At 51.8% G+C, this 19,385-nt stretch carries 22 protein-coding genes and 2 pseudogenes; 22 read left to right on the forward strand and 2 right to left on the reverse strand.

What is annotated here, in order from left to right:
• The 6 genes and pseudogenes from BN6465_RS03090 to BN6465_RS03110 form a co-directional block, all read left to right on the forward strand.
• Positions 1-1,551 (forward strand): AAA family ATPase (locus BN6465_RS03090; protein WP_066731598.1); only part of this gene is annotated, 1,551 nt, incomplete at its 5' end.
• Between the two features lie 86 nt (positions 1,552-1,637).
• Positions 1,638-3,179: pseudogene (locus BN6465_RS03095) on the forward strand (VirD4-like conjugal transfer protein, CD1115 family); the annotation flags it as partial.
• Between the two features lie 104 nt (positions 3,180-3,283).
• Entirely contained in the window at positions 3,284-3,442 is a 159-nt protein-coding gene (locus BN6465_RS20070) for a Maff2 family mobile element protein (protein ID WP_074017756.1), read from the forward strand.
• Positions 3,443-3,595: 153 nt separating this feature from the next.
• Positions 3,596-3,868 (forward strand): helix-turn-helix domain-containing protein, encoded by a 273-nt coding sequence (locus BN6465_RS03100; RefSeq protein WP_015524252.1) that lies wholly within the window; start codon positions 3,596-3,598, stop codon positions 3,866-3,868.
• Positions 3,828-4,205, forward strand: coding sequence for a TnpV protein (locus tag BN6465_RS03105; protein ID WP_066731600.1), 378 nt, complete (start codon positions 3,828-3,830; stop codon positions 4,203-4,205). Before BN6465_RS03100 ends, BN6465_RS03105 begins: the two co-directional genes overlap by 41 nt.
• 46 nt (positions 4,206-4,251) lie before the next feature.
• On the forward strand, positions 4,252-4,932 hold the full coding sequence (locus tag BN6465_RS03110) for a dihydrofolate reductase family protein (protein WP_066731612.1): 681 nt from the start codon (positions 4,252-4,254) through the stop codon (positions 4,930-4,932).
• 120 nt (positions 4,933-5,052) lie between these two features.
• Here the strand turns inward: BN6465_RS03110 and BN6465_RS03115 are convergent, their stop codons facing one another.
• Complete coding sequence (locus BN6465_RS03115) at positions 5,053-5,859, reverse strand: helix-turn-helix domain-containing protein (RefSeq protein ID WP_066731623.1); 807 nt, start codon at positions 5,857-5,859, stop codon at positions 5,053-5,055.
• Positions 5,860-6,149: 290 nt separating this feature from the next.
• On the opposite strand from BN6465_RS03115, the gene BN6465_RS20080 reads away from it, so the two are divergent.
• From BN6465_RS20080 to BN6465_RS03150, 8 genes are all read left to right on the forward strand, one after another.
• Entirely contained in the window at positions 6,150-6,344 is a 195-nt protein-coding gene (locus BN6465_RS20080; protein WP_074017757.1) for a hypothetical protein, read from the forward strand.
• Positions 6,332-6,520: a hypothetical protein gene (locus BN6465_RS03120; protein ID WP_002592123.1), complete on the forward strand. Its 189-nt coding sequence runs from the start codon at positions 6,332-6,334 to the stop codon at positions 6,518-6,520. The genes BN6465_RS20080 and BN6465_RS03120 overlap by 13 nt, the downstream gene beginning before the upstream one ends.
• Positions 6,517-6,858 (forward strand): helix-turn-helix domain-containing protein, encoded by a 342-nt coding sequence (locus BN6465_RS03125; RefSeq protein ID WP_025544157.1) that lies wholly within the window; start codon positions 6,517-6,519, stop codon positions 6,856-6,858. The genes BN6465_RS03120 and BN6465_RS03125 overlap by 4 nt, the downstream gene beginning before the upstream one ends.
• Positions 6,851-7,147 (forward strand): DUF3847 domain-containing protein, encoded by a 297-nt coding sequence (locus tag BN6465_RS03130; protein ID WP_002594808.1) that lies wholly within the window; start codon positions 6,851-6,853, stop codon positions 7,145-7,147. The genes BN6465_RS03125 and BN6465_RS03130 overlap by 8 nt, the downstream gene beginning before the upstream one ends.
• A gap of 292 nt (positions 7,148-7,439) precedes the next feature.
• Positions 7,440-7,835, forward strand: coding sequence for a hypothetical protein (locus tag BN6465_RS03135; RefSeq protein WP_066731625.1), 396 nt, complete (start codon positions 7,440-7,442; stop codon positions 7,833-7,835).
• A gap of 181 nt (positions 7,836-8,016) precedes the next feature.
• Positions 8,017-9,597 carry a MobQ family relaxase gene (mobQ, locus tag BN6465_RS03140; protein ID WP_066731627.1) on the forward strand — a complete coding sequence of 527 codons (1,581 nt, stop codon included), beginning with the start codon at positions 8,017-8,019 and terminating at the stop codon, positions 9,595-9,597.
• 65 nt (positions 9,598-9,662) lie between these two features.
• Complete coding sequence (locus tag BN6465_RS03145; RefSeq protein WP_066731629.1) at positions 9,663-10,307, forward strand: CHC2 zinc finger domain-containing protein; 645 nt, start codon at positions 9,663-9,665, stop codon at positions 10,305-10,307.
• Positions 10,276-11,613: a virulence-associated E family protein gene (locus tag BN6465_RS03150; protein WP_066731631.1), complete on the forward strand. Its 1,338-nt coding sequence runs from the start codon at positions 10,276-10,278 to the stop codon at positions 11,611-11,613. The genes BN6465_RS03145 and BN6465_RS03150 overlap by 32 nt, the downstream gene beginning before the upstream one ends.
• Before the next feature lie 28 nt (positions 11,614-11,641).
• Here the strand turns inward: BN6465_RS03150 and BN6465_RS21375 are convergent, their stop codons facing one another.
• Positions 11,642-11,881: a tweety protein gene (locus tag BN6465_RS21375; RefSeq protein WP_074017766.1), complete on the reverse strand. Its 240-nt coding sequence runs from the start codon at positions 11,879-11,881 to the stop codon at positions 11,642-11,644.
• Here BN6465_RS21375 and BN6465_RS03155 point away from each other — a divergent pair.
• The 8 genes and pseudogenes from BN6465_RS03155 (at position 11,855) to BN6465_RS03185 (ending at position 19,123) form a co-directional block, all read left to right on the forward strand.
• On the forward strand, positions 11,855-12,052 hold the full coding sequence (locus BN6465_RS03155; RefSeq protein WP_009251541.1) for a hypothetical protein: 198 nt from the start codon (positions 11,855-11,857) through the stop codon (positions 12,050-12,052). The genes BN6465_RS21375 and BN6465_RS03155 overlap by 27 nt on opposite strands.
• A complete protein-coding gene (locus BN6465_RS03160) occupies positions 12,053-13,723 on the forward strand; it encodes a recombinase family protein (protein ID WP_066731633.1) in 1,671 nt (556 codons plus the stop codon).
• 90 nt (positions 13,724-13,813) lie between these two features.
• Positions 13,814-13,894 (forward strand): annotated as a pseudogene (locus BN6465_RS20090) (Maff2 family mobile element protein); the annotation flags it as partial.
• 19 nt (positions 13,895-13,913) lie between these two features.
• The gene (locus BN6465_RS03165; RefSeq protein ID WP_066731634.1) at positions 13,914-14,780 is read left to right on the forward strand and encodes a VirB6/TrbL-like conjugal transfer protein, CD1112 family; all 867 of its coding nucleotides are present in this window, start codon (positions 13,914-13,916) and stop codon (positions 14,778-14,780) included.
• Between the two features lie 48 nt (positions 14,781-14,828).
• Positions 14,829-15,542: a septation protein SpoVG family protein gene (locus BN6465_RS03170; RefSeq protein ID WP_066731636.1), complete on the forward strand. Its 714-nt coding sequence runs from the start codon at positions 14,829-14,831 to the stop codon at positions 15,540-15,542.
• 48 nt (positions 15,543-15,590) lie between these two features.
• Positions 15,591-16,037, forward strand: coding sequence for a PrgI family protein (locus BN6465_RS20095; RefSeq protein WP_074017758.1), 447 nt, complete (start codon positions 15,591-15,593; stop codon positions 16,035-16,037).
• Positions 15,934-18,312, forward strand: coding sequence for a VirB4-like conjugal transfer ATPase, CD1110 family (locus BN6465_RS03180; RefSeq protein WP_227183175.1), 2,379 nt, complete (start codon positions 15,934-15,936; stop codon positions 18,310-18,312). Before BN6465_RS20095 ends, BN6465_RS03180 begins: the two co-directional genes overlap by 104 nt.
• A complete protein-coding gene (locus tag BN6465_RS03185; RefSeq protein WP_066731640.1) occupies positions 18,296-19,123 on the forward strand; it encodes a Mom family adenine methylcarbamoylation protein in 828 nt (275 codons plus the stop codon). Before BN6465_RS03180 ends, BN6465_RS03185 begins: the two co-directional genes overlap by 17 nt.
• Positions 19,124-19,385: the final 262 nt, after the last annotated feature.

Raw genomic sequence — 19,385 nt, forward strand, 5'->3', positions numbered from 1 at the left:
GCCGCCCGCCGCATTGATGAAGATGTGACGGGCTTTTTCTTTGCCAGCGGCGATATTTACGAGGACGCAGCCCACCACAACGCCGTATTTGTGGGGCGGGACGAGGACGGAATACCGCGCTACGCCCACAGCAAGGGAACGGCGGGAAACTTCCGCCTTGATGTGAAAGGCAGCGACAAAGCCTTTAACTTCTGCTACCGGGGCGAGGGCGAAAGAGTGTTTGTCTTTGAAGCCCCCGTTGACCTGCTTTCTTTCCTCTGCCTGTTCAAAAAGGATTGGCAGAAGCAAAGCTACCTGTCATTGGGCGGCGTGGGAGAAAAAGCCCTGCTCCGCTTTCTCTCTGACCGTCCGAACATCAAGACCGTTTATCTCTGCCTTGACAGCGACGAAGCCGGAAACGACGCTTGCAGCCGCCTTGTGAAGCTCATGCCGGAGGGCTACACCGTCCACCGGCTTATCCCTCTTTTCAAGGATTGGAACGAGGTATTGCAGCACCGGGCAGAAATCACAGACGGGAAGTATTTGCGAGAAGCGGTCTACGGCTTGAAAGGGCCGCCGCAGGAAGAAACCGTTGAGATTATCCGCATGAGCGAGGTGGACACGCAGACCGTCGAATGGTTATGGGAGCCGTATATCCCCTTTGGGAAAGTAACCATTGTGCAGGGCAACCCCGGCGAGGGCAAGACCACCTTTGCCCTACGCCTTGCCGCCGCTTGTACCAACCGCAAGCCGTTCCCCCACATGGCAGTGCATGAGCCGTTCAATGTGATTTACCAGACTGCCGAGGACGGTTTGGGCGACACCATCAAGCCCCGCCTTATGGAAGCCGAAGCAGACCTTGACCGCATTCTTGTCATTGACGAGAGCAAGCAGGGGCTTTCCCTGTCCGATGAGCGCATAGAGAGAGCTATCCGACAGACCGGGGCGCGGCTGATTATCCTTGACCCCATACAGGCGTATGTGGGCGAGAAAACCGACATGAACAAGGCCAACGAGATACGCCCCATGTTCCGCCGCCTTGCCGAGATTGCCGAGCGTACCGGGTGCGCCGTTATCCTAATCGGACACCTCAACAAAGCCGCCGGAGGACAGAGCGCCTACCGGGGTTTAGGCTCCATCGACTTCCGCGCCGCAGCAAGGAGCGTCCTGCTGATCGGGCGCGTGAAACGGGAACCGAATGTGCGCGTTATCGTCCATGACAAATCTTCTCTTGCGGCGGAGGGTAAGCCCATAGCCTTTTGCCTTGACCCGGAAACGGGCTTTTCGTGGATAGGCGAGTATGACATTACCGCCGACGAGCTGCTGTCCGGCGCGGGCGGCAACACCGCCACCAAGACCGAACAGGCGGAACGGCTGATACTTGACCTGCTTGCAGACGGGAAAGAGCTTGCCAGCGAGGACCTTGTAAAGGCCGCAGCCGAAGCCGGAATATCCGAGAGGACGGTACAGAACGCCAAGCGCAACATGGGCGGTGTTTTGGGCGCAAGGCGCGTCGGCGGTCAATGGTACAACTTCATCAAGAAGAAGCAGCCGCCCGAACCCGCAAGCTGAAAACGCAAAGTGCAGACCCTTTGCGCTTTGCACTTTCGCGCTTTCGCCTTGATTGTGCGTCAATAACTCCAAATAACACTTGACAAAACGCTTCATGGGGAACGCCCGCCGATATAAAGCCATTTGTAGACCCCAATTTCCAGAACAACGTCATTTTAACAGGCACGGAGTTTTTAACCCTGAACACCCGGCCCAAAATCCCGGCCAACGCCCGGAACCTCAACTGTTGTATCATCGGTTCGTCCGGCTCCGGCAAAACAAGATTTTGGCTCACGCCCCAACTGTTACAGGCGCACAGCTCTTATGTCACAGTAGACCCCAAGGGCGGCGTACTCGACCAATGCGGGAAGTTTTTAGAACGGCAGGGCTACAAAATCCGGGTATTCAATTCCGTGGACTTCAAAAAGTCCATGCACTACAATCCGCTGGCCTACATCAAGACGGAAAGCGACGTGCTAAAGTTCGTCAACGCCCTAATCAACAACACCAAGGGGGACGGCAAGGAGGGCGACCCGTTCTGGACAAAAGCGGAAACGCTCTTATACTGTGCACTTATCGCCTATATCGTTTTTGAGGGGCCGGAGGAAGAACGCAACATGAACACGCTGGTTGAAATGATTAACAGCATGGAGGTGCGGGAGGACGACGACAGTTTCAAAAATGCCGTTGATTATATGTTTGACGGCCTCGCCAAGCGCGACCCCCAGCACTTCGCGGTGCGCCAATATGCCAAGTACAAGTTAGCCAGCGGCAAAACAGCGAAGTCGATTTTAATTAGCTGTGGCGCACGTTTAGCCCCCTTTGACATTCCACAGCTCCGGGAGATTATGAGCTATGACGAATTAGGGCTTGACACCCTCGGGGACGAAAAGGCGGCCCTGTTCTTCATCATCGCGGACACCGACCCGACCTATAACTTCATTGTGGCGCTGGCCTTTTCGCAGATGTTCAACCTGCTTTGTGAAAAGGCGGATAACGTCTACGGCGGGCGGCTCCCGCACCATGTACGGGTACTCTGGGACGAGGCGGCCAACACGGGGCAGGTGCCACAGCTTGAAAAGCTGGCGGCCGTTATCCGTTCCAGAGAAATCAGCCTGTGCCTGTTCTACCAGCAAATGAGCCAATGTAAGGCGATTTACAAGGACAACAGCGAAACCATCTTAGGCAACATGGACAGCGTGGTGTTCCTCGGGGGCCGGGAAAGCTCCACCATCAAGGAAATATCCGAGAATTGGTTAGGCAAAGCCACTATCTCCATGCAGACCGAGGGCCGGACGCGGGGACAGTCCGAAAGCTACAACCAGAACACCCAGCGGTTAGGCCGGGAGCTTATGACCCCGAGCGAGCTTGCCACCATGCCGGGGAACAGGTGCATTTTACAGCTACGGGGCCTGCCCCCGTTCTGCTCCGTCAAGTACGATTTGAAAGCACACCCCAACTACCGCCACACAGCGGAGTTTGACAAAAAGCGGAACGCCTTTTCGCTGGAACGGTATTTATCCCGCCGATTGAGACTGAGGCCGGACGATGAATACACCGCGTACAGCGTGGACGTTCCCAACGCGGACGCTGACACTGACACGGATATTTACGACTATACCGATTTGGACAGTGACGAGCTCGCCTAACCTCGGGCCAAGTTGGCCCGAAGTCCCCCTTTCCAGCCGCCGGACAAAGGCGGCTTTTTTCATACCCGAAACCAAAAACCAAACAACTTTATGGAGGAAATTTTATGGAATTTTTTGCGACTGCTATCGACACCTTAAAGGTTCTCGTTATCGCGCTGGGCGCTGGCCTCGCCGTGTGGGGCGTTATCAATCTTTTGGAGGGGTACGGCTCCGACAACCCGGCGGCCAAAAGTCAGGGTATTAAGCAGTTCATGGCTAATTAAAGGGAACAAAAAGAAAGGAAAAGCACAATCCAGACGGTATTAGCGGCAGGCTACAAGAATAAATTGTGATTACACAAGATTGGTGTTATAATAAGAGAAAAGTTCCTGCCGGGGCAGCCGCCCCGGTGGTATGGATAGAAAGGCAGGAAAAATATGCACATCAGCTATAAACCACTCTGGCACACACTGTTAGAGCGTGATATGAGGAAAGAGGATTTAAGGCTTGCCGCTGGTATGACAACGAATATGATTGCCAACATGAGTAAAGAGGGAAAGCACATCAGCATGGACACATTAGCCCGTATCTGCGAAACGCTGAATTGTGAGATTACTGATGTAATTGAGTTAGTACCAGACGAGCCTGCTTCCACAGGAGGTAAGGAACATGAGCGAATTAAAACCAAGAATAACGGAAAACGGAATTGATTATATCCTTGTTGGAGATTACTACATCCCAGACTTGAAGCTGCCGGAGGAACACCGCCCCATCGGAAAGTATGGACGGATGCACCGGGAATATTTAAGAGAAGTCCACCCAGCCCGATTGAACACATTGACACTGACCGGGGAGTTATGGACATATCTTGCAGACCTGAACGAACAGGCACAGGAACGGTTAGACACCATCATAGAGCAGATGAAAGCTGCCGAGGGCGTGACCGAGGAATTGAAGCGTACCTGTCAAATGGAATGGGTGCAGCGTTGCAATAACATTCACAACCGGGCAGAAGAAATTGTTTTGCATGAGATGATTTATTTATAACGGTATGGTAGAATGATTATGACAAATTTGAATTTGGAGGTGTGAGATGGAAAGACCTATTACAACACTATTTATGCTGATGTCTGTTGACGGAAAAATCAGCACAGGTGCAACAGATGAATTAGATGTAGACAAAGATTTTCCTAAAATTACAGGGGTAAGCGAAGGCTTACATCAATATTACGAAATTGAACAAACGACGGATTTATGGTCATTAAACACAGGACGAGTGCAAGAAAAAATGGGTGTCAATACGAAGCCGCTACCAGATAAAACCCCAGTCTCTTTTGTGTTGATTGACAATAAGCATTTGAGTGAATATGGAGTGCGTTATTTTTGTGCTTTATCAAAGGAATTCGTGCTGATTACAACGAATGCTGTTCACCCAGCCTTTAGTGTTCAGGAAAGCAATTTGCATATCATTTGCCAAAAACAATTATCATTATCAGATGCACTTGCAAAACTCAAAGCAGAGTTCGGATGCGAGAGAATTACCATACAAAGTGGTGGTACATTGAATAGTCTGTTCCTTCGAGAAAAATTGTTCGATTATGTTGATGTTGTTGTTGCACCTGTTTTAATAGGCGGCAAAGATACATCAACACTGATTGATGGACAATCGTTGATGTCTGAAAGCGAGTTGTCCCAGTTGAGGGCACTGAAAATAGAGGAATGTGTGGTTTTAGAGAACTCGTATTTGCGATTACGGTACAAAGTAATGAACTGACAAATTCCAATTCCGAGGATGTGAAACTTTCAGTTTGTCGTTCTAAAAATTCAACTGAATAATCCCAGCAAAAACCGCTGCTACATGGAAGCCAACAAACCATGCAACAGCGGTTTTTCTTTATCGTTTTTTCCTCTGGCTGATAGGCGTTCCCATTTTCTTTGACTTTTTGAGAATCCGAATTAGCCAGCGAAATTCTTCATCTGACAGATTTTTATAGTTGATACCAAGCTGCTTGCAGTAAAGGACAACGAGCTTTTCATCCCGGCTGCCCTTGAAATTTTCGACCGCTTCCAGATTTTCTTTCAGTTCATCGGCAACGGTGATCTGGGGCGCACTCTCACTGTCCTTTTTGTGGGCTTCCCGAATATCCCGGATAATCAGGTTGAGGTCATCCAGAACCATGTGACTGAAATACTCATCATCACTGATATGGGCGGCTTGCAACACTTTCAAATGGGGGTCATCTTCGCCGGGGCGATACCGTTCAATGATTTCATGCCGGACGGTATCGACAAGGGCGTTGAGGTTTTGAATCTGCATGGTGGCAATCCCATCCACATAAATCTCAATGTCTGCAAGAAACTTGATAAAATCTTTATGTGTGGCAAGCTCACAGAGCAGACGGTTGTTAATCCGACCGCTTTTCAGAAGTGTGACCATCTCATCATTCAAATGCAGCTCCGTCAATGGCGTGTTGATCTGCTCCCTGTTCTCTGCCCGGCACAGCAGATAATCAACGGAAACCCCATAGAAGTCTGCCAGCGTGATAAGGTTGCCATGATTGATTTCCTTATAATCCTCTTTTTCATAACTTCCAAGAGCTGATTTGGAAATACCCGTCAACTCTGATAATTCTTCCAGATTTAAGCCTTTGTCCTTGCGGAGTTCCCAAAGGCGTTCCTGTATGCTTGTCGCTCCTTTCATGGGCACACGCTCCTTTCCAGTGGTTTCATTGCTGCCGCTTAACTGGATTATATCACACTTTCCGCAATCGTGGAAATTTCTGATTTTTACCCCTAATTCCTACTTTGTGGACATACGGCACAGGGTACAAAAATGTTCTATGATACAGGTAGTTCATCGATGGATTATTCCAATCGAATGACCAGCCTGTGTGGGATATGCTTCCCCGGCGATGTAGTGCCATGACTTTTGGCAGGGATGTGGAGGAACCCTGACCGAAACGAGCGTACCAAAGGGAGCGATACGCCGCTGTGAGATTCAGGGGAGGAACGACACCGGGGAGAACTGGCGAACTGACACCGAAACACGACAATCTGATAGGGGGACAGTCTACCCTATCGCTGATACTTCGGGAGATTTTAAGCGGCTCTATGGCTATGTTTTTGCCGAAAATCGCCCCGAAACCATACACTAAAACGGAAGGAAGCGCAATATGCCGAGAATGAGCAAAAAGAGGAAGCATGAGCTTTCCTTTTACCTCAATGACCGGGGGCGTGTCACTTACAACGAATTATGCCGGAAATGCCAGCATGGGTGCAGGCAGAGCTTCCGGGCGGTTGTGGTTGACTGCCCCCGTTATTTATCCAAACGAGCAAAGAAAAAGGAGGAACACACCGAATGAATTTTGAATTTATGACGATAGACACACCATTGCCACCCTGTATGCCATTTCCAAGAGCGTTGACAGGATTTCCAGTCAGCAGCACCGCAAAGGTCATGTACTGCCGGATGCTGGACGCTATGCTGTCCAAAGGGCAGGAGGACGAAAACGGAATCCTCTTTGTCTGCTTCCCTGTCACAGCCATTGCTACAGTCCTGTCCCGCAGCCCCATGACGGTCAAGCGTTCTTTGAATGAACTGGAAATCGCCGGACTTATCATGCGGGTGCGTCAGGGCATTGGAGAACCAAACAGGATTTATGTGCTGATACCGGGAAAGGAGGACGCTGCCCTTGCCTGATACCTCAAAGCTGGAAAAGCTCAACCGGGAGTTGGAAAAAAGCGAAAAGAAACTGCGGAAAGCCATCAATGATGAAAAGGCGTTGCAGCACCAGTTGAAACAGCTTACCCGAAAGGAACGGACGCACCGGCTCTGTACCCGTGGCGGTATGCTGGAAAGTTTTCTGCAAGAACCGGAACGTCTGACAGATGATGATGTCATGCTGTTGTTGAAACTCATTTTTCACAGACAGGACACGCAGGAACTATTGAAAAAACTGCTGGAACGGGAGAAGCCGGAAACCCCTTAGTTTACTAAGGGCGCAATTATACACCACCCAGAGGTTGGTGCATTGCGTTCTCCGAAGGCTCCTCGCCGGAGGGCTGTGATTTTTCGCTGTCATGGTCTGCTCCAAATCAAACAGGGGACGCTACGCTTCCCCTGCGCTGGCTGCCGCCAGCTACCCTTTTGTGGACTTGCCATCTGGGGACACCTTGCCTTGCAAGCTGTTCCCAGCCGACAAGTTTCATAAAATATGCTATCTTTTCGATAGGCAATGAAGTATAATGAAGTCAATAACAAATTTGAATTTGGAGGAACTTATGATGAAAAAAATGATAATGGCATTATGTATATTTATTTGTGTGTTTACTTTAGTTGCGTGTTCTGTACAACAAACAAACGAACCACTTACTTTAGGTGTCAATGCGATAATAACAGAAATTGATAAAGAAAATAAAATCATAACCACAAAAGATAGCGGAGAAGAAGGTGTTTTAGGGGATGATTGTCTTATTGATTGTTCCCAAATTCCTATGATTTATTGTAATTATGATACACAAGATGTTGTAGATATAACACTTGATGATTTACAGGTGGGGGACGAAATCATTTTGACTATTCGGAGTTCGGAAATAGAAAATCTTCAAAAGGAAGATGACAATAAAGCAAAAATAGCAGTTGAACAATTACAATTAGGTACACAGAGAATTAAATAATTTCAAGTTTGTCAGCTTCACATCGGGTCAACTTGCCCCGAACTTTTACAACTAAATACCCGCCGCTTACACAGCGGCACACCGAGCAGGAAATCTGAAAAAGGTCTCCTGCTTTTTTCTGCCCAAAATGAGGTGGTAAAACGCCATCCCATCCACCAATTACCGAAAGGAGGGACACGAAATGCCCTGCCCACACAACGAAATCACGATTGTACAGCGCAGCCAGCGGCAGTCTGCGGTTGCCGCCGCTGCTTACCAGAGTGGCGAAAAACTGTTCTGTGAATACGACCAGCAAGTGAAGCACTACCCGGAAAAGCGTGGTATCGTCCACAATGAAATCCTGCTCCCGGCAAATGCCCCACGGTCGTATACAGACCGCAATACCCTATGGAACGCCGCCGAAGCGGTGGAGAAGCAATGGAACTCCCAGCTTGCAAGGCGGTGGGTGCTTACCATTCCCAGAGAGATACCACCCGACCAGTACGCTGTCCTTGTCCGGGAGTTCTGCCAGCAGCAGTTTGTTTCCAAAGGCATGATTGCTGACTTTGCCATCCATGATCCACATCCGCCGGGACACAATCCCCACGCCCATATCCTGCTGACTATGAGGGCAATGGACGAACATGGGAAATGGCTTCCCAAGAGCCGCAAGGTTTATGACCTTGACGAGAATGGGGAACGGATAAAGCTGCCATCCGGCAGGTGGAAAAGCCACAAGGAGGATACGGTTGACTGGAACGACCAGAAGTATTGTGAAATCTGGCGGCATGAATGGGAGGTTATCCAGAACCGCTATCTGGAAGCTAATAACCGCCCGGAGCGAGTGGACTTGCGTTCCTATGCCAGACAGGGGCTTGATATTGTCCCCACTGTCCATGAGGGGGCTGCTGTCCGGCAGATGGAAAAGCGTGGTATCCAGACGAATATCGGAAACCTGAACCGGGAAATCAGAGCTGCCAATCGCCTGATGAAGTCCATCCGGCAGCTTATCCAAAACCTCAAAGGCTGGATTACCGAGCTGGGAGAAAAACGGAAAGAGCTGCTTGCACAAAAAGCGTCGGAGGAAGCGGTCTTTCTTCCAAATCTGCTGATGAAGTATATGGAGATACGAAAGGAAGAACGGAAGGACTGGACAAGGGCTGGACAGAACCGGGGGACTTCCAAAGACTTAAAGGCAGTCAGCGAAGCCCTGTGCTATCTTAAAAGAAAGGGGCTTTCTACGGTGGAGGACTTGGAAGCATTTCTGGAATCTTCCGGGAAATCAGTCGCAGATTACCGCAATCAGATGAAGCCAAAGGAAACCCGCAGCAAAGTGATTGACGGGATTCTTGCCAGCCGGACAGACTGCAAGGAATGTAAGCCTGTCTATGAGAAGTACCAGAAGATATTTTTCAAGAAAACAAAGGAGAAATTCAAGCAGGAACACCCGGAGGTTGCCCGGTATGAGAAAGCCGCCGCCTACCTTGCTAAGCACCCGGACGATAAGGATAGCACCCAAAAGGAACTACAACAGGAGCAGGAAACGCTTCTCAGCGAAATCGCAGAGCTGAAAGTACAGCTGACCGAGGTGCAGGCTGATTTGAAGAAGCTGCGGGACATCCGCTACTGGGTACGGAAAGCCACACCCGGCACAGAGGAAAGCAAAGAGCCGCCCAAGAAGCAGCCCATCAAGGAAGTCTTGCAGGATAAGGCAGACGAGAAAAAAGCACAAAGAACCGCCCCAGCACAGACGAAACACAGACAACAGGATATGGAACTTTAACAGGCACTTGCCATTTTCAGTCAGAGAATGTCAGGTGCTTTTCTTTTTTTCAAGGAGGGATAGATTTGAATGTATTTGAAGCTGTGAAGCAGTCCGTCACAACAAGACAGGCTGCGGAGCATTATGGAATCCATGTAGGTCGGAACGGGATGGCTTGCTGCCCGTTCCATAACGATAAAACCCCAAGTATGAAGCTGGATCGGCGTTACCACTGCTTCGGCTGCGGTGCGGATGGGGATGTGATTGATTTTGCCGCCGCCCTGTATGGGCTGGGAAAGAAAGAAGCCGCCGTACAACTGGCACAGGACTTCGGGCTTTCCTATGAGGACTGGAAGCCGCCGGGAAAGGCAAAAAAGCCCAAGCCCCGGCAGAAATCCCCGGAGGAACAGTTTCAGGAAGCAAAGAACCGCTGCTTTTGTATTCTTGCCGATTATCTTCATTTGCTTATGGCATGGAGAACGGACTACGCCCCACACTCCCCGGAGGAAGCCTTTCATCCCCGGTTTGTGGAAGCCTTACAGAAGCAAGACCAAGTGGAATATCTGCTGGATGTGCTGCTCTTTGGGGAAACGGAGGAAAAAGCGGCTTTGATTACGGACTACGGAAAGGATGTGATACAGCTTGAACAGCGAATGGCAGAGCTTGCAGCCGCAGACGCAGCAAGAACTAAAAAACACCATGAACGCCATGCAGCCACCCCAGAGCATTGAGGAAATCAAGGCGGGACTGGAAACTACCGAGAAAGGCGGTGTCCGTCAGAGCATACGGAACTGCCTGACCGTATTCCAGCGTGACCCGCTGCTTTCCGGGGCTATCGCATACAACATCCTGACCGACCGCAAGGACATCATAAGGCCCATCGGCTTCCATAGGGAAAGCACAGCCCTGAACGATACGGACATGAAGTATCTGCTTCTTTATCTGGAAGAAACCTACGGGCTTACCAATGAGAAAAAGATTGATAACGCCATCGGGATTGTGGCAAATGAAAACAAGTACCATCCCATCCGGGACTATCTCAATACCCTTGTGTGGGACGGTACAGAACGAATCCGTTTCTGCCTGCGGCACTTTCTGGGGGCTGACGCAGACGATTACACCTATGAAGCGTTGAAGCTGTTCCTGATGGGCGCTATTTCACGAGCCTTTCAGCCGGGGTGCAAGTTTGAAATCATGCTCTGTCTGGTAGGCGGTCAGGGGGCTGGCAAGTCCACTTTCTTCCGTCTGCTGGCAGTCCGGGACGAGTGGTTCTCCGATGATTTGCGGAAGCTGGACGATGACAATGTGTACCGCAAGCTGCAAGGTCACTGGATTATCGAAATGTCGGAAATGATGGCAACCGCCAACGCCAAGAGCATTGAGGAAATCAAGTCGTTTTTAAGTCGGCAGAAAGAGGTCTACAAGATACCCTATGAAACCCATCCGGCAGACCGCCCCCGTCAGTGCGTGTTTGGCGGCACTTCCAATGCCCTTGACTTCCTGCCCCTTGACCGTTCCGGCAACCGCCGCTTTATCCCGGTCATGGTGTACCCGGAGCAGGCGGAGGTTCACATTTTGGAGGACGAAGCCGCTTCCAGAGCCTATATCGGGCAGATGTGGGCGGAAGCAATGGAGATTTACCGAAGCGGCAGGTTCAAGCTGGCGTTCAGCCCCGCCATGCAGCGGTATCTCAAAGAACACCAGCGGGATTTTATGCCGGAGGACACCAAAGCCGGAATGATACAGGCGTATCTTGATAAGTACACCGGGAGCATGGTCTGCTCCAAGCAGCTTTACAAGGAAGCCTTGAACCATGCCTTTGACGAGCCGAAGCAATGGGAAATCCGGGAAATCAACGAGATTATGAACCAGTGCATTTCCGGCTGGCGGTACTTCCCGAACCCAAGAATGTTTTCAGAATATGGCAGACAAAAGGGCTGGGAGCGTGAAAACCCGGCAACGGACTCCGGCAACCCGTCTGAAAAAACGATGGACGGTTTTGTGGAGGTCACAGAACAGATGGAGCTTCCATTCTGAGAATGACAGCCCGTTGCACCTCCTGTTGCTATCCCGTTGCCGAGCCGGTTGCCGGGGAAAATCCCTTATTTCCGGGCTTTTCTCCCTTATGACAACCAAAACAACAGAAAAATAAAAGAAAAGTATAAATAGTAAGTAGTGCCAGATTGAGATTGTTTGCAAGGTCTTTTGAAGCCCGTTGCCGGACTTCGTTGCCGACACCCTCTGTCTGGCTATTTTCATGTATGGAGGATAACTGCCTATGGCAAAAAACAAAACAGAGATTCATGTGACTACTGTGTTTGACGGAGAACTGGACGCCACTGATGTGTTCGTCAGCCTGATTTCCCAGAAATACGGAAAGATAAATACGAAAGAATATCTTGCTAAAAAGAAAGATATGGGCTATAATGAAGATGAGGTTCAAAAGAGCCAGATACCGTCTGGATTGTGTGGGTAAATGGCTATGATGAACGAAATGGAATACAGAACAATCGGAAAGGCACTTGCCGGGGGCTATCGTGCGGCGGTCTATTGCAGGCTGTCAAAGGACGATGACCTGCAAGGCGAAAGTGCCAGTATCGCCAACCAGCGTGATATGCTGGAAAAATACTGCGAAAAGCAGGGATGGGAGGTTGTGGCAGTCTATCAGGACGATGGCTTCACAGGTCTTAATATGGAGCGTCCTGATTTACAGAGAATGTTGAGAGCCATTGAGCGCAGGCAGGTCAACCTTGTCATCACGAAAGACCTCAGCCGACTGGGGCGTAATTATCTGCAAACCGGGCATTTGATTGAAGATTTTTTCCCAAGAAACGGTGTCCGTTATATCGCCATGAATGACGGTATCGACACCTTGCGTGATAACAACGACATCGCCCCGTTCAAGAATATCCTGAATGAGATGTACAGCAAGGATATTTCCAAGAAAGTCCATTCCTCTTATCTTCTGAAAGCGCAGAAAGGACAGTTTACCGGGTGTCTTGCCCCGTTTGGGTATCGGAAAGACCCGGAGGACAAAAACCATCTGCTCATTGACGAGGAAACCGCCCCGATTGTGCGGCTGATTTTCGGATATGCCCTAAACGGTCATGGTCCAAACTATATCCGCAGACGGCTGGAGGAAGAAAAAATCCCCTGCCCCACATGGTGGAACCGGGAACGGGGGCTTCGCAACACCCGAACCAAATGGGAAAAGAAAGACCCGGAAAACGGGCGGTATATGTGGGACTTCTCCGTTATCAAAGACCTTTTGATGAATCCCGTCTACACCGGTGCGATTGCTTCCCAGAAAAAAGACTACCGTTTCAAAATCGGCACAATTGGGGAAAAGAAGCCGGAGGACTGGATTGTGGTGGAGGGACAGCATGAACCGCTGATTGACCACATGAGCTTTGATATTGTGCAGAACAAGCTGAAATCCCGCCAGCGTCCGGGGCAGACCAATGAAATCAGCCTGTTTGCCGGACTGATAAAATGCGGCGAGTGTGGGAAGTCGCTGACGATACGCTACACAAACGCAAAACATCCCCAGCAGATTTACTCCTGCAAGACCTACAATGCCTTTGGAAAGAACCACTGCACCCAGCACCGGATTGATTATGACACCCTTTACAGCCATGTGCTGCGGAAAATCAGGGAATGTGCCAGAGCCGCCCTGATGGACGGGAAAGCGGTTGCCGACCGCCTGACTAATACCTGTGAAGCCGAGCAGCGTGAACAGCGGGAAGCAATGGAACGCTCCCTTACAAGGGACGAGGAACGGATTGAGGTTCTGGACAAAATGGTAATGCGGCTTTATGAGGATATGATTGCAGGGCGTATCAGTGAGCAGAACTTCAACACCATGCTGGAAAAGACACAGACCGAGCAGACGGAGCTTAAAGCAAAAGTGTCCGAGGGCAGAAAGCGGCTGTCCGATGAAGTCCAGCTTGCCAATGACGCAAAGCAGTGGGTGGAAGCCATTCAGGAATACGCCAACATCACAGAGCTGGACGCAGCCACCCTCAACCGCTTAATCAAAGAAATCGTCGTGCATGAGCGCATTGACGAAGATAAAACAAGACACATTTCTATCGAAATTCATTTTAATCTCAAACCTATCCCAGAGGTGGAACAGGTCACTGCCTGACCTGTCCCGCCGGGACGGTTCTCTTAAAAACACCATATAGATTTTTTGTACGCCGCCGCCCGCCATCGAGCAGAGTTTTACACCTAATTGGGGATAAAACAACTCATGGCTGGCGGCGGCGTTATCCTTTTGGGAACCACCCTTGTACCCCTGCTGTCCTCCCTGTTCTAAAAACCGAAAGGAGTAACCAATGCAACCAATCATCGACGCAATCGTTGAATGGCTCAAGGCTCTGCTCGTCGATGGTATCATGGGCAATCTGGACGGCCTGTTCTCCAACGTGAACCAACAGGTCGGAGAGATTGCGGCACAGGTCGGCACGACCCCGGCGGCATGGAACGCCGGGGTCTTTGCCATGATACGGCAGTTATCGGAAACGGTAGTCCTGCCAATCGCAGGACTTGTGCTTACTTTCGTAATGACCTACGAGCTCATTCAAATGCTCATTGACCGAAACAACCTCCACGACATCGACACATGGATGTTTTACAAGTGGATTTTCAAGACCTTTGTGGCCGTGATGATACTGACAAACACTTTTCATATCGTCATGGCCGTGTTTGACGTGTCACAGCACGTTATCCAGCAGTCGGCGGCGCTGGTGCAGGGGAGCACCGACATATCCCCGGATATGATGAACGATCTGCGGACACAGCTTGAAGCAATGGAGTTAGGCCCGCTTTTGGGGATTTTCCTGCAATCGTTCTTTGTGCAGTTTACCATGACCGCCTTAAATATCGTCATTTTCGTAATCGTCTACGGCAGAATGATTGAGATTTACTTACTGACGAGCCTTGCGCCCATCCCCTTTGCAACCAGCGTCAACCGGGAAACGGGGAGCATGGGCCAAAACTACTTCAAGTCTCTGCTGGCCGTGGGCTTTCAAGGTCTGCTGATTATGGTGTGCGTGGCAATCTACGCGGTGCTGGTGCAGTCCATCGCCACGGACGGCGACATTATGAACGCCATATGGCGGTGCATGGGCTATACAGTGCTCTTGTGCTTCACGCTGTTTAAGACCGGGAGCCTCGCAAAATCCATTTTTGGGGCGCATTAAAGAGCCTCGGGTCAAGTTGGCCCGAAGTCCACGGAGAAAGGAGGCGCAATGCCGCGCAGGTATCAAATGGGCGCGGACGGTGAAATGCACCCGGCCTATTTTGGCAGGCTCCCGGAACAGTTTACCGAAGCCGACACCCTACACTTTATGGCCGATACGGATATACAGCTATCCGGCACGGTATCGGCTGACACCCTCGCCGCTATCAAGGCGGCGGGCTATGAATACAGGGACGGGGACGTGTCCCCGGTTCCCGGAAAGGAGAACCATGTTATGAGTGACGAAAAAAGCACGGGCGCACAGGCCCCGGCACAGGAGGCGGAAAAGCCCGCCCCGCTGAAATTAGACGTAACCGCTCGTGCCATTGACCCCATCAAAAACCTTGTGGGCTTTGCCACGGTCAAGCTCAACGATTGCTTTGTGGTGGAGGACTTCAAAATCCTGACGGGCTCCAAGGGGCTGTATGTAGGTATGCCGAGCAAGCCGGACAAGTCCAGCCCCAGCGGCTACCGGGAAACGGTAAAGCCCATTACCGCTGATTTCCGCAAAGAGCTCCACGGGGCCATTTTGGGGGCCTATGAACAGGCGGTTGAAAAATTACAGACCCGCGCCGCCGCCGCGAGGCAGGCCCCGCCCCCTGAAAAGCAGTCCATCAAGGAACAGTTAGAAGCCGGGGCGAAACAGGCGGCAAAGGAAAACGCGGAACGGCCCCAAAAGGAAAAGCCCAAACGAGCCAAGGCGGCCAAAGCCGCAGAACGATAACCCAGCCTCGGGCCAAGTTGGCCCGAAGTCCCGGAAAGGAGGTTTCCAATGGCCTATGTGCCGGTTCCAAAAGACCTATCCAAAATCAAGACCAAGCTGGCGTTTAATCTGACAAAACGCCAGCTTATCTGTTTCTCCATCGCGGCTGTAATCGGTATCCCCACCTACCTGTTTACCCGCGCCCACATCGGTAACAGCCCCGCGTTGTTCCTGATGATTGGCCTCATGCTCCCCTGCTTTTTCTTTGCCATGTTTGAGCGTGACGGCCTCCCCTTTGAAAAGGTGCTGTGCAATATTATCCGCACCTGTTACCTCTGGCCCCGCGTGAGGCCCTACAAGACCCAAAACTTTTATGCCGCACTCTGCGGCCCTGACAAGGAGGCGAAACCGATTGACCCAAAAGCAGACCGGGCGGCCAAGCGCCAGCCCGCACACCAAAGCGCCCAAACAGAAAAAGGGCGTTCCCACCACCGCACAGCAGACCATTCCCTATAAGCAGATGTTGAAAGACGGCGTCTGCCAAGTGGGCGAAAAACTGTTCACGAAAAGCATTGCCTATGAGGACATCAATTACCAGCTTGCACAGGCCGACGACCAATCGGCCATTTTTGACGGCTACTGTGCGTTCCTCAATTCCTTTGACCCAACGCTGCCGTTCCAGCTTTCCTTTATCAACCACAGGAGCCGCCCGGACAGTCAGTACACCGTGACCCTCCCCATGCAGAACGACGCATACAACGGGGTACGGCAGGAATTTGCGGATATGCTGGAAAACCAGATTGCCAAGAGCAACAACGGCATTGTGCGGACAAAGCTCATTACCTTTAACGTCACAGCCGACGATTTGAAATCCGCCCGCCCCCGGCTGGAACGGGTGGAGGCCGACATTTGCAGTAACTTCAAAAAGCTGGGGGTACAGTCCCGGCCCCTCTCCGGGCTGGAACGGCTGGAAGTCCTGCACGGCCAGCTCCACCCCGGCGGCACGGAGCCGTTTCAGTTTGCATGGGACATGATACCGAAAACCGGGCTCACCACAAAAGATTTTATTGCCCCCTCCGGCTTTGACTTCCGCTACTCCCGTATGTTCCGGGTGGGCGAAACGTGGGGCGCGGCCTCCTACTTGCAGATCATGGCCTCGGAGCTCTCCGACAAACTGCTTGCGGAGCTGTTGGAGCTGGACGCGGAAATGACCGTCACTATGCACATTCAGACGGTAGACCAATCGAAAGCCATTAAGACCATCAAGGCCAAGGTCAGCGACATTGACAAAATGAAAGTGGAGGAACAGAAAAAGGCTGTGCGGAGCGGTTACGATATGGAGATATTGCCGCCCGACCTTGTGACGTTCAGCCAAGACGCAAAAACCCTCCTGACCGACTTGCAGAGCCGCAACGAGAGAATGTTCCTTTTGACGTTCTTAATCGTGAACACGGCCCCCACGCGCCGGGAGCTGGACAACGACATTTTCACAGTGGGCGGTATCGTCCAGAAATACAACTGTGTCCTCAAACGGCTGGACTTCCAGCAGGAACAGGCGCTTTTATCCTCCCTCTGCCTCGGCTCTAACACGATTGAGATACAGCGCGGCATGACTACCAGCAGTACGGCAATCTTTATCCCGTTTTTGACCCAAGAGCTCCGCATGGAGGGCGAGGCCATCTATTACGGGCTGAACGCCCTAAGCCACAATATCATCATGGCGAACCGCAAGAAACTCAAAAATCCAAACGGGCTTTTCTTAGGAGTGCCGGGGAGCGGCAAGAGTTTTGCGGCCAAGCGGGAGCTTGTCAACGTGTTCCTTGCCACCACGGATAAAATCATCATTGTAGACCCGATGGGCGAATACTCGCCGCTGGTGCGCCGCCTCGGCGGTCAGGTGGTGGAGATTGCGCCCAACAGCCCGCACCATATCAACCCGATGGATTTGGACGTAAACCTTGACGATGATGTTTCGCCTATCAGCTTAAAATGCGACTTCATTCTTTCCCTTATGGAGCTGGTGGTAGGCGGCAAGGACGGCTTACAGCCCGTGGAGCGGACAGTCATTGACCGCTGTACCCGTATCGTGTACCGGGACTACCTAAACGACCCGGAGCACACGCCCATGCCGACCCTGCAAGATCTGTACGACCTTTTGTGTAAGCAGTCGGAAACGGAGGCGGCCCGTCTGGCGACAGCCCTTGAAATCTATGTTTCAGGCTCGTTAAACATTTTCAACTATCAGACCAACGTGGACTATCAGCACGCCCGCGTTGTCTGCCTCGACTTAAAGAAGCTGGGGGCGGGGCTCCGCACCATTGCAATGCACATCATGCAAGACCTTGTAAACGCGCAGGTGTCGGTCAATTTCAGTCATGGGATTGCTACATGGTGTTACTTTGACGAGTTCCATGTGCTCCTGAAAGACCCGCTGACGGCCTCCTACTGCGTCACCATCTGGAAAATGCTCCGTAAAAAGGGCTGTGTGCCGAGTGCCTTAACGCAGAATGTGAAAGACCTTTTAGCCAGCCGGGAAATCGAGAATATCTTTGAAAACAGCGACTTCATGGTTTTACTGTCACAGGCGCAGGGCGACCGGGCAATCCTCGCAAAACAGCTCGGCATTTCGCCCCACCAGCTTTCCTATGTCACGCACTCCAATTCCGGCGAGGGGCTTTTGTTCTACGGCAACACCACCATTCCATTCATTGACCGTTTCCCGCAGAACACGGAGCTTTACCGCATTATGACCACCCGCCCGGAGGACAGGAAAAATGACACGGCACAGTGACCCAACCTCGGGCCAAGTTGGCCCGAAGTCCCCGGCCATACCGGGCGGCCTTGTGATACGGGAGCTTGCCCCTAAAGAAGCGATCGTGTTTATCCGGCAGTACCACTATTCCAAAATCATGCCCCGGCTGACAAGGCACTATCTGGGCTTTTATGTGGGCGGCGTCCTCTCGGGTGTGGTGACGCTGGGCTGGGGGACACAGCCCTTGCAGACAATCCGCAAGCTGTTCCCCCGCCACGGTCTGAAATCGGCGGACTATCTGGAAATCGGGAAAATGTGTTTCCTGCCCGCCATGAACGACACCCGCTTTTTTGGCAGTCTTGTACTTTCCGCCCTTGTGAAATGGGTGCGGGAAAATACGGACTGTCTTTTTTTATACACCCTCGCGGACGGTATCATGGGCAAATGCGGCTATGTGTATCAGGCAAGCAACTTCCGCTATCTGGGGAGCTTCAAGACCAGCGTATACAGGAGCACCGCCACCGGGGAGAAGATACACCCCCGGAGCGCCCGGACGCTCTTAGAGGAAAACGCCCGGTTCGACGGAGTTTCCAAGCGGTTCTGGCTGTCCCACGGCTTTTGCGAGTACAAGGGGATAGAGAAAATCGACGGGCGTATGTTCCGCTATATCTACCCCCTGTCCAGACGGGCCGCCGCTATCCTGCGGGCCTACCCGGACTATGAGGGGCAGAAAAATCCCAAGGACCGGGATTTGCAGTTCACGCGCAGGGTGGCCCCCGGCAAGTATATCCCCACCGGGCCGCCCCGGTTCTGCCGGGACATCTGCGAGTACAACACACAGAAATATTGAGCCGTCCGGCTGAAAGGAGGTTTTACCATCAAAACAGAGATAGAACGGGGCGCGGGGCCATCTTCCCGGCTCCGCTTTGAGGACGGGGACGAGCCGCAGGCCGCCCCCGCAACCTCGGGCCAAGTTGGCCCGAAGTCCAAGCGGCCTAAAAGCGGGAAATTCAAGCGGGACGAGGAACGCGCCCGCCCATCGGAACGTCTGCGGCAGGACGGGAACCCGGACGAGCCCCCCGGCCCGGAACAGGGGGACACGGAGGGCGAGC

Origin of the sequence: Bariatricus massiliensis (assembly GCF_900086725.1) — a bacterium.
Lineage (GTDB): Bacteria > Bacillota > Clostridia > Lachnospirales > Lachnospiraceae > Allocoprococcus > Allocoprococcus massiliensis.

Coding starts and splice junctions, on each gene's coding strand:
- BN6465_RS03105 (WP_066731600.1), top strand. CDS start 3,828: ATGAGCGAATTAAAACCAAGAATAACGGAAAACGGAATTGATTATATC.
- BN6465_RS03155 (WP_009251541.1), top strand. CDS start 11,855: ATGGCAAAAAACAAAACAGAGATTCATGTGACTACTGTGTTTGACGGA.
- BN6465_RS03135 (WP_066731625.1), top strand. CDS start 7,440: ATGATGAAAAAAATGATAATGGCATTATGTATATTTATTTGTGTGTTT.
- BN6465_RS20070 (WP_074017756.1), top strand. CDS start 3,284: ATGGAATTTTTTGCGACTGCTATCGACACCTTAAAGGTTCTCGTTATC.
- BN6465_RS03170 (WP_066731636.1), top strand. CDS start 14,829: ATGCCGCGCAGGTATCAAATGGGCGCGGACGGTGAAATGCACCCGGCC.
- BN6465_RS03110 (WP_066731612.1), top strand. CDS start 4,252: ATGGAAAGACCTATTACAACACTATTTATGCTGATGTCTGTTGACGGA.
- BN6465_RS03185 (WP_066731640.1), top strand. CDS start 18,296: ATGACACGGCACAGTGACCCAACCTCGGGCCAAGTTGGCCCGAAGTCC.
- BN6465_RS03120 (WP_002592123.1), top strand. CDS start 6,332: ATGCCGAGAATGAGCAAAAAGAGGAAGCATGAGCTTTCCTTTTACCTC.
- BN6465_RS03100 (WP_015524252.1), top strand. CDS start 3,596: ATGCACATCAGCTATAAACCACTCTGGCACACACTGTTAGAGCGTGAT.
- BN6465_RS21375 (WP_074017766.1), bottom strand. CDS start 11,881: ATGAATCTCTGTTTTGTTTTTTGCCATAGGCAGTTATCCTCCATACAT.
- BN6465_RS03150 (WP_066731631.1), top strand. CDS start 10,276: ATGAACGCCATGCAGCCACCCCAGAGCATTGAGGAAATCAAGGCGGGA.
- BN6465_RS03165 (WP_066731634.1), top strand. CDS start 13,914: ATGCAACCAATCATCGACGCAATCGTTGAATGGCTCAAGGCTCTGCTC.
- BN6465_RS20095 (WP_074017758.1), top strand. CDS start 15,591: ATGGCCTATGTGCCGGTTCCAAAAGACCTATCCAAAATCAAGACCAAG.
- BN6465_RS03160 (WP_066731633.1), top strand. CDS start 12,053: ATGGCTATGATGAACGAAATGGAATACAGAACAATCGGAAAGGCACTT.
- BN6465_RS03125 (WP_025544157.1), top strand. CDS start 6,517: ATGAATTTTGAATTTATGACGATAGACACACCATTGCCACCCTGTATG.
- BN6465_RS03115 (WP_066731623.1), bottom strand. CDS start 5,859: ATGAAAGGAGCGACAAGCATACAGGAACGCCTTTGGGAACTCCGCAAG.
- mobQ (WP_066731627.1), top strand. CDS start 8,017: ATGCCCTGCCCACACAACGAAATCACGATTGTACAGCGCAGCCAGCGG.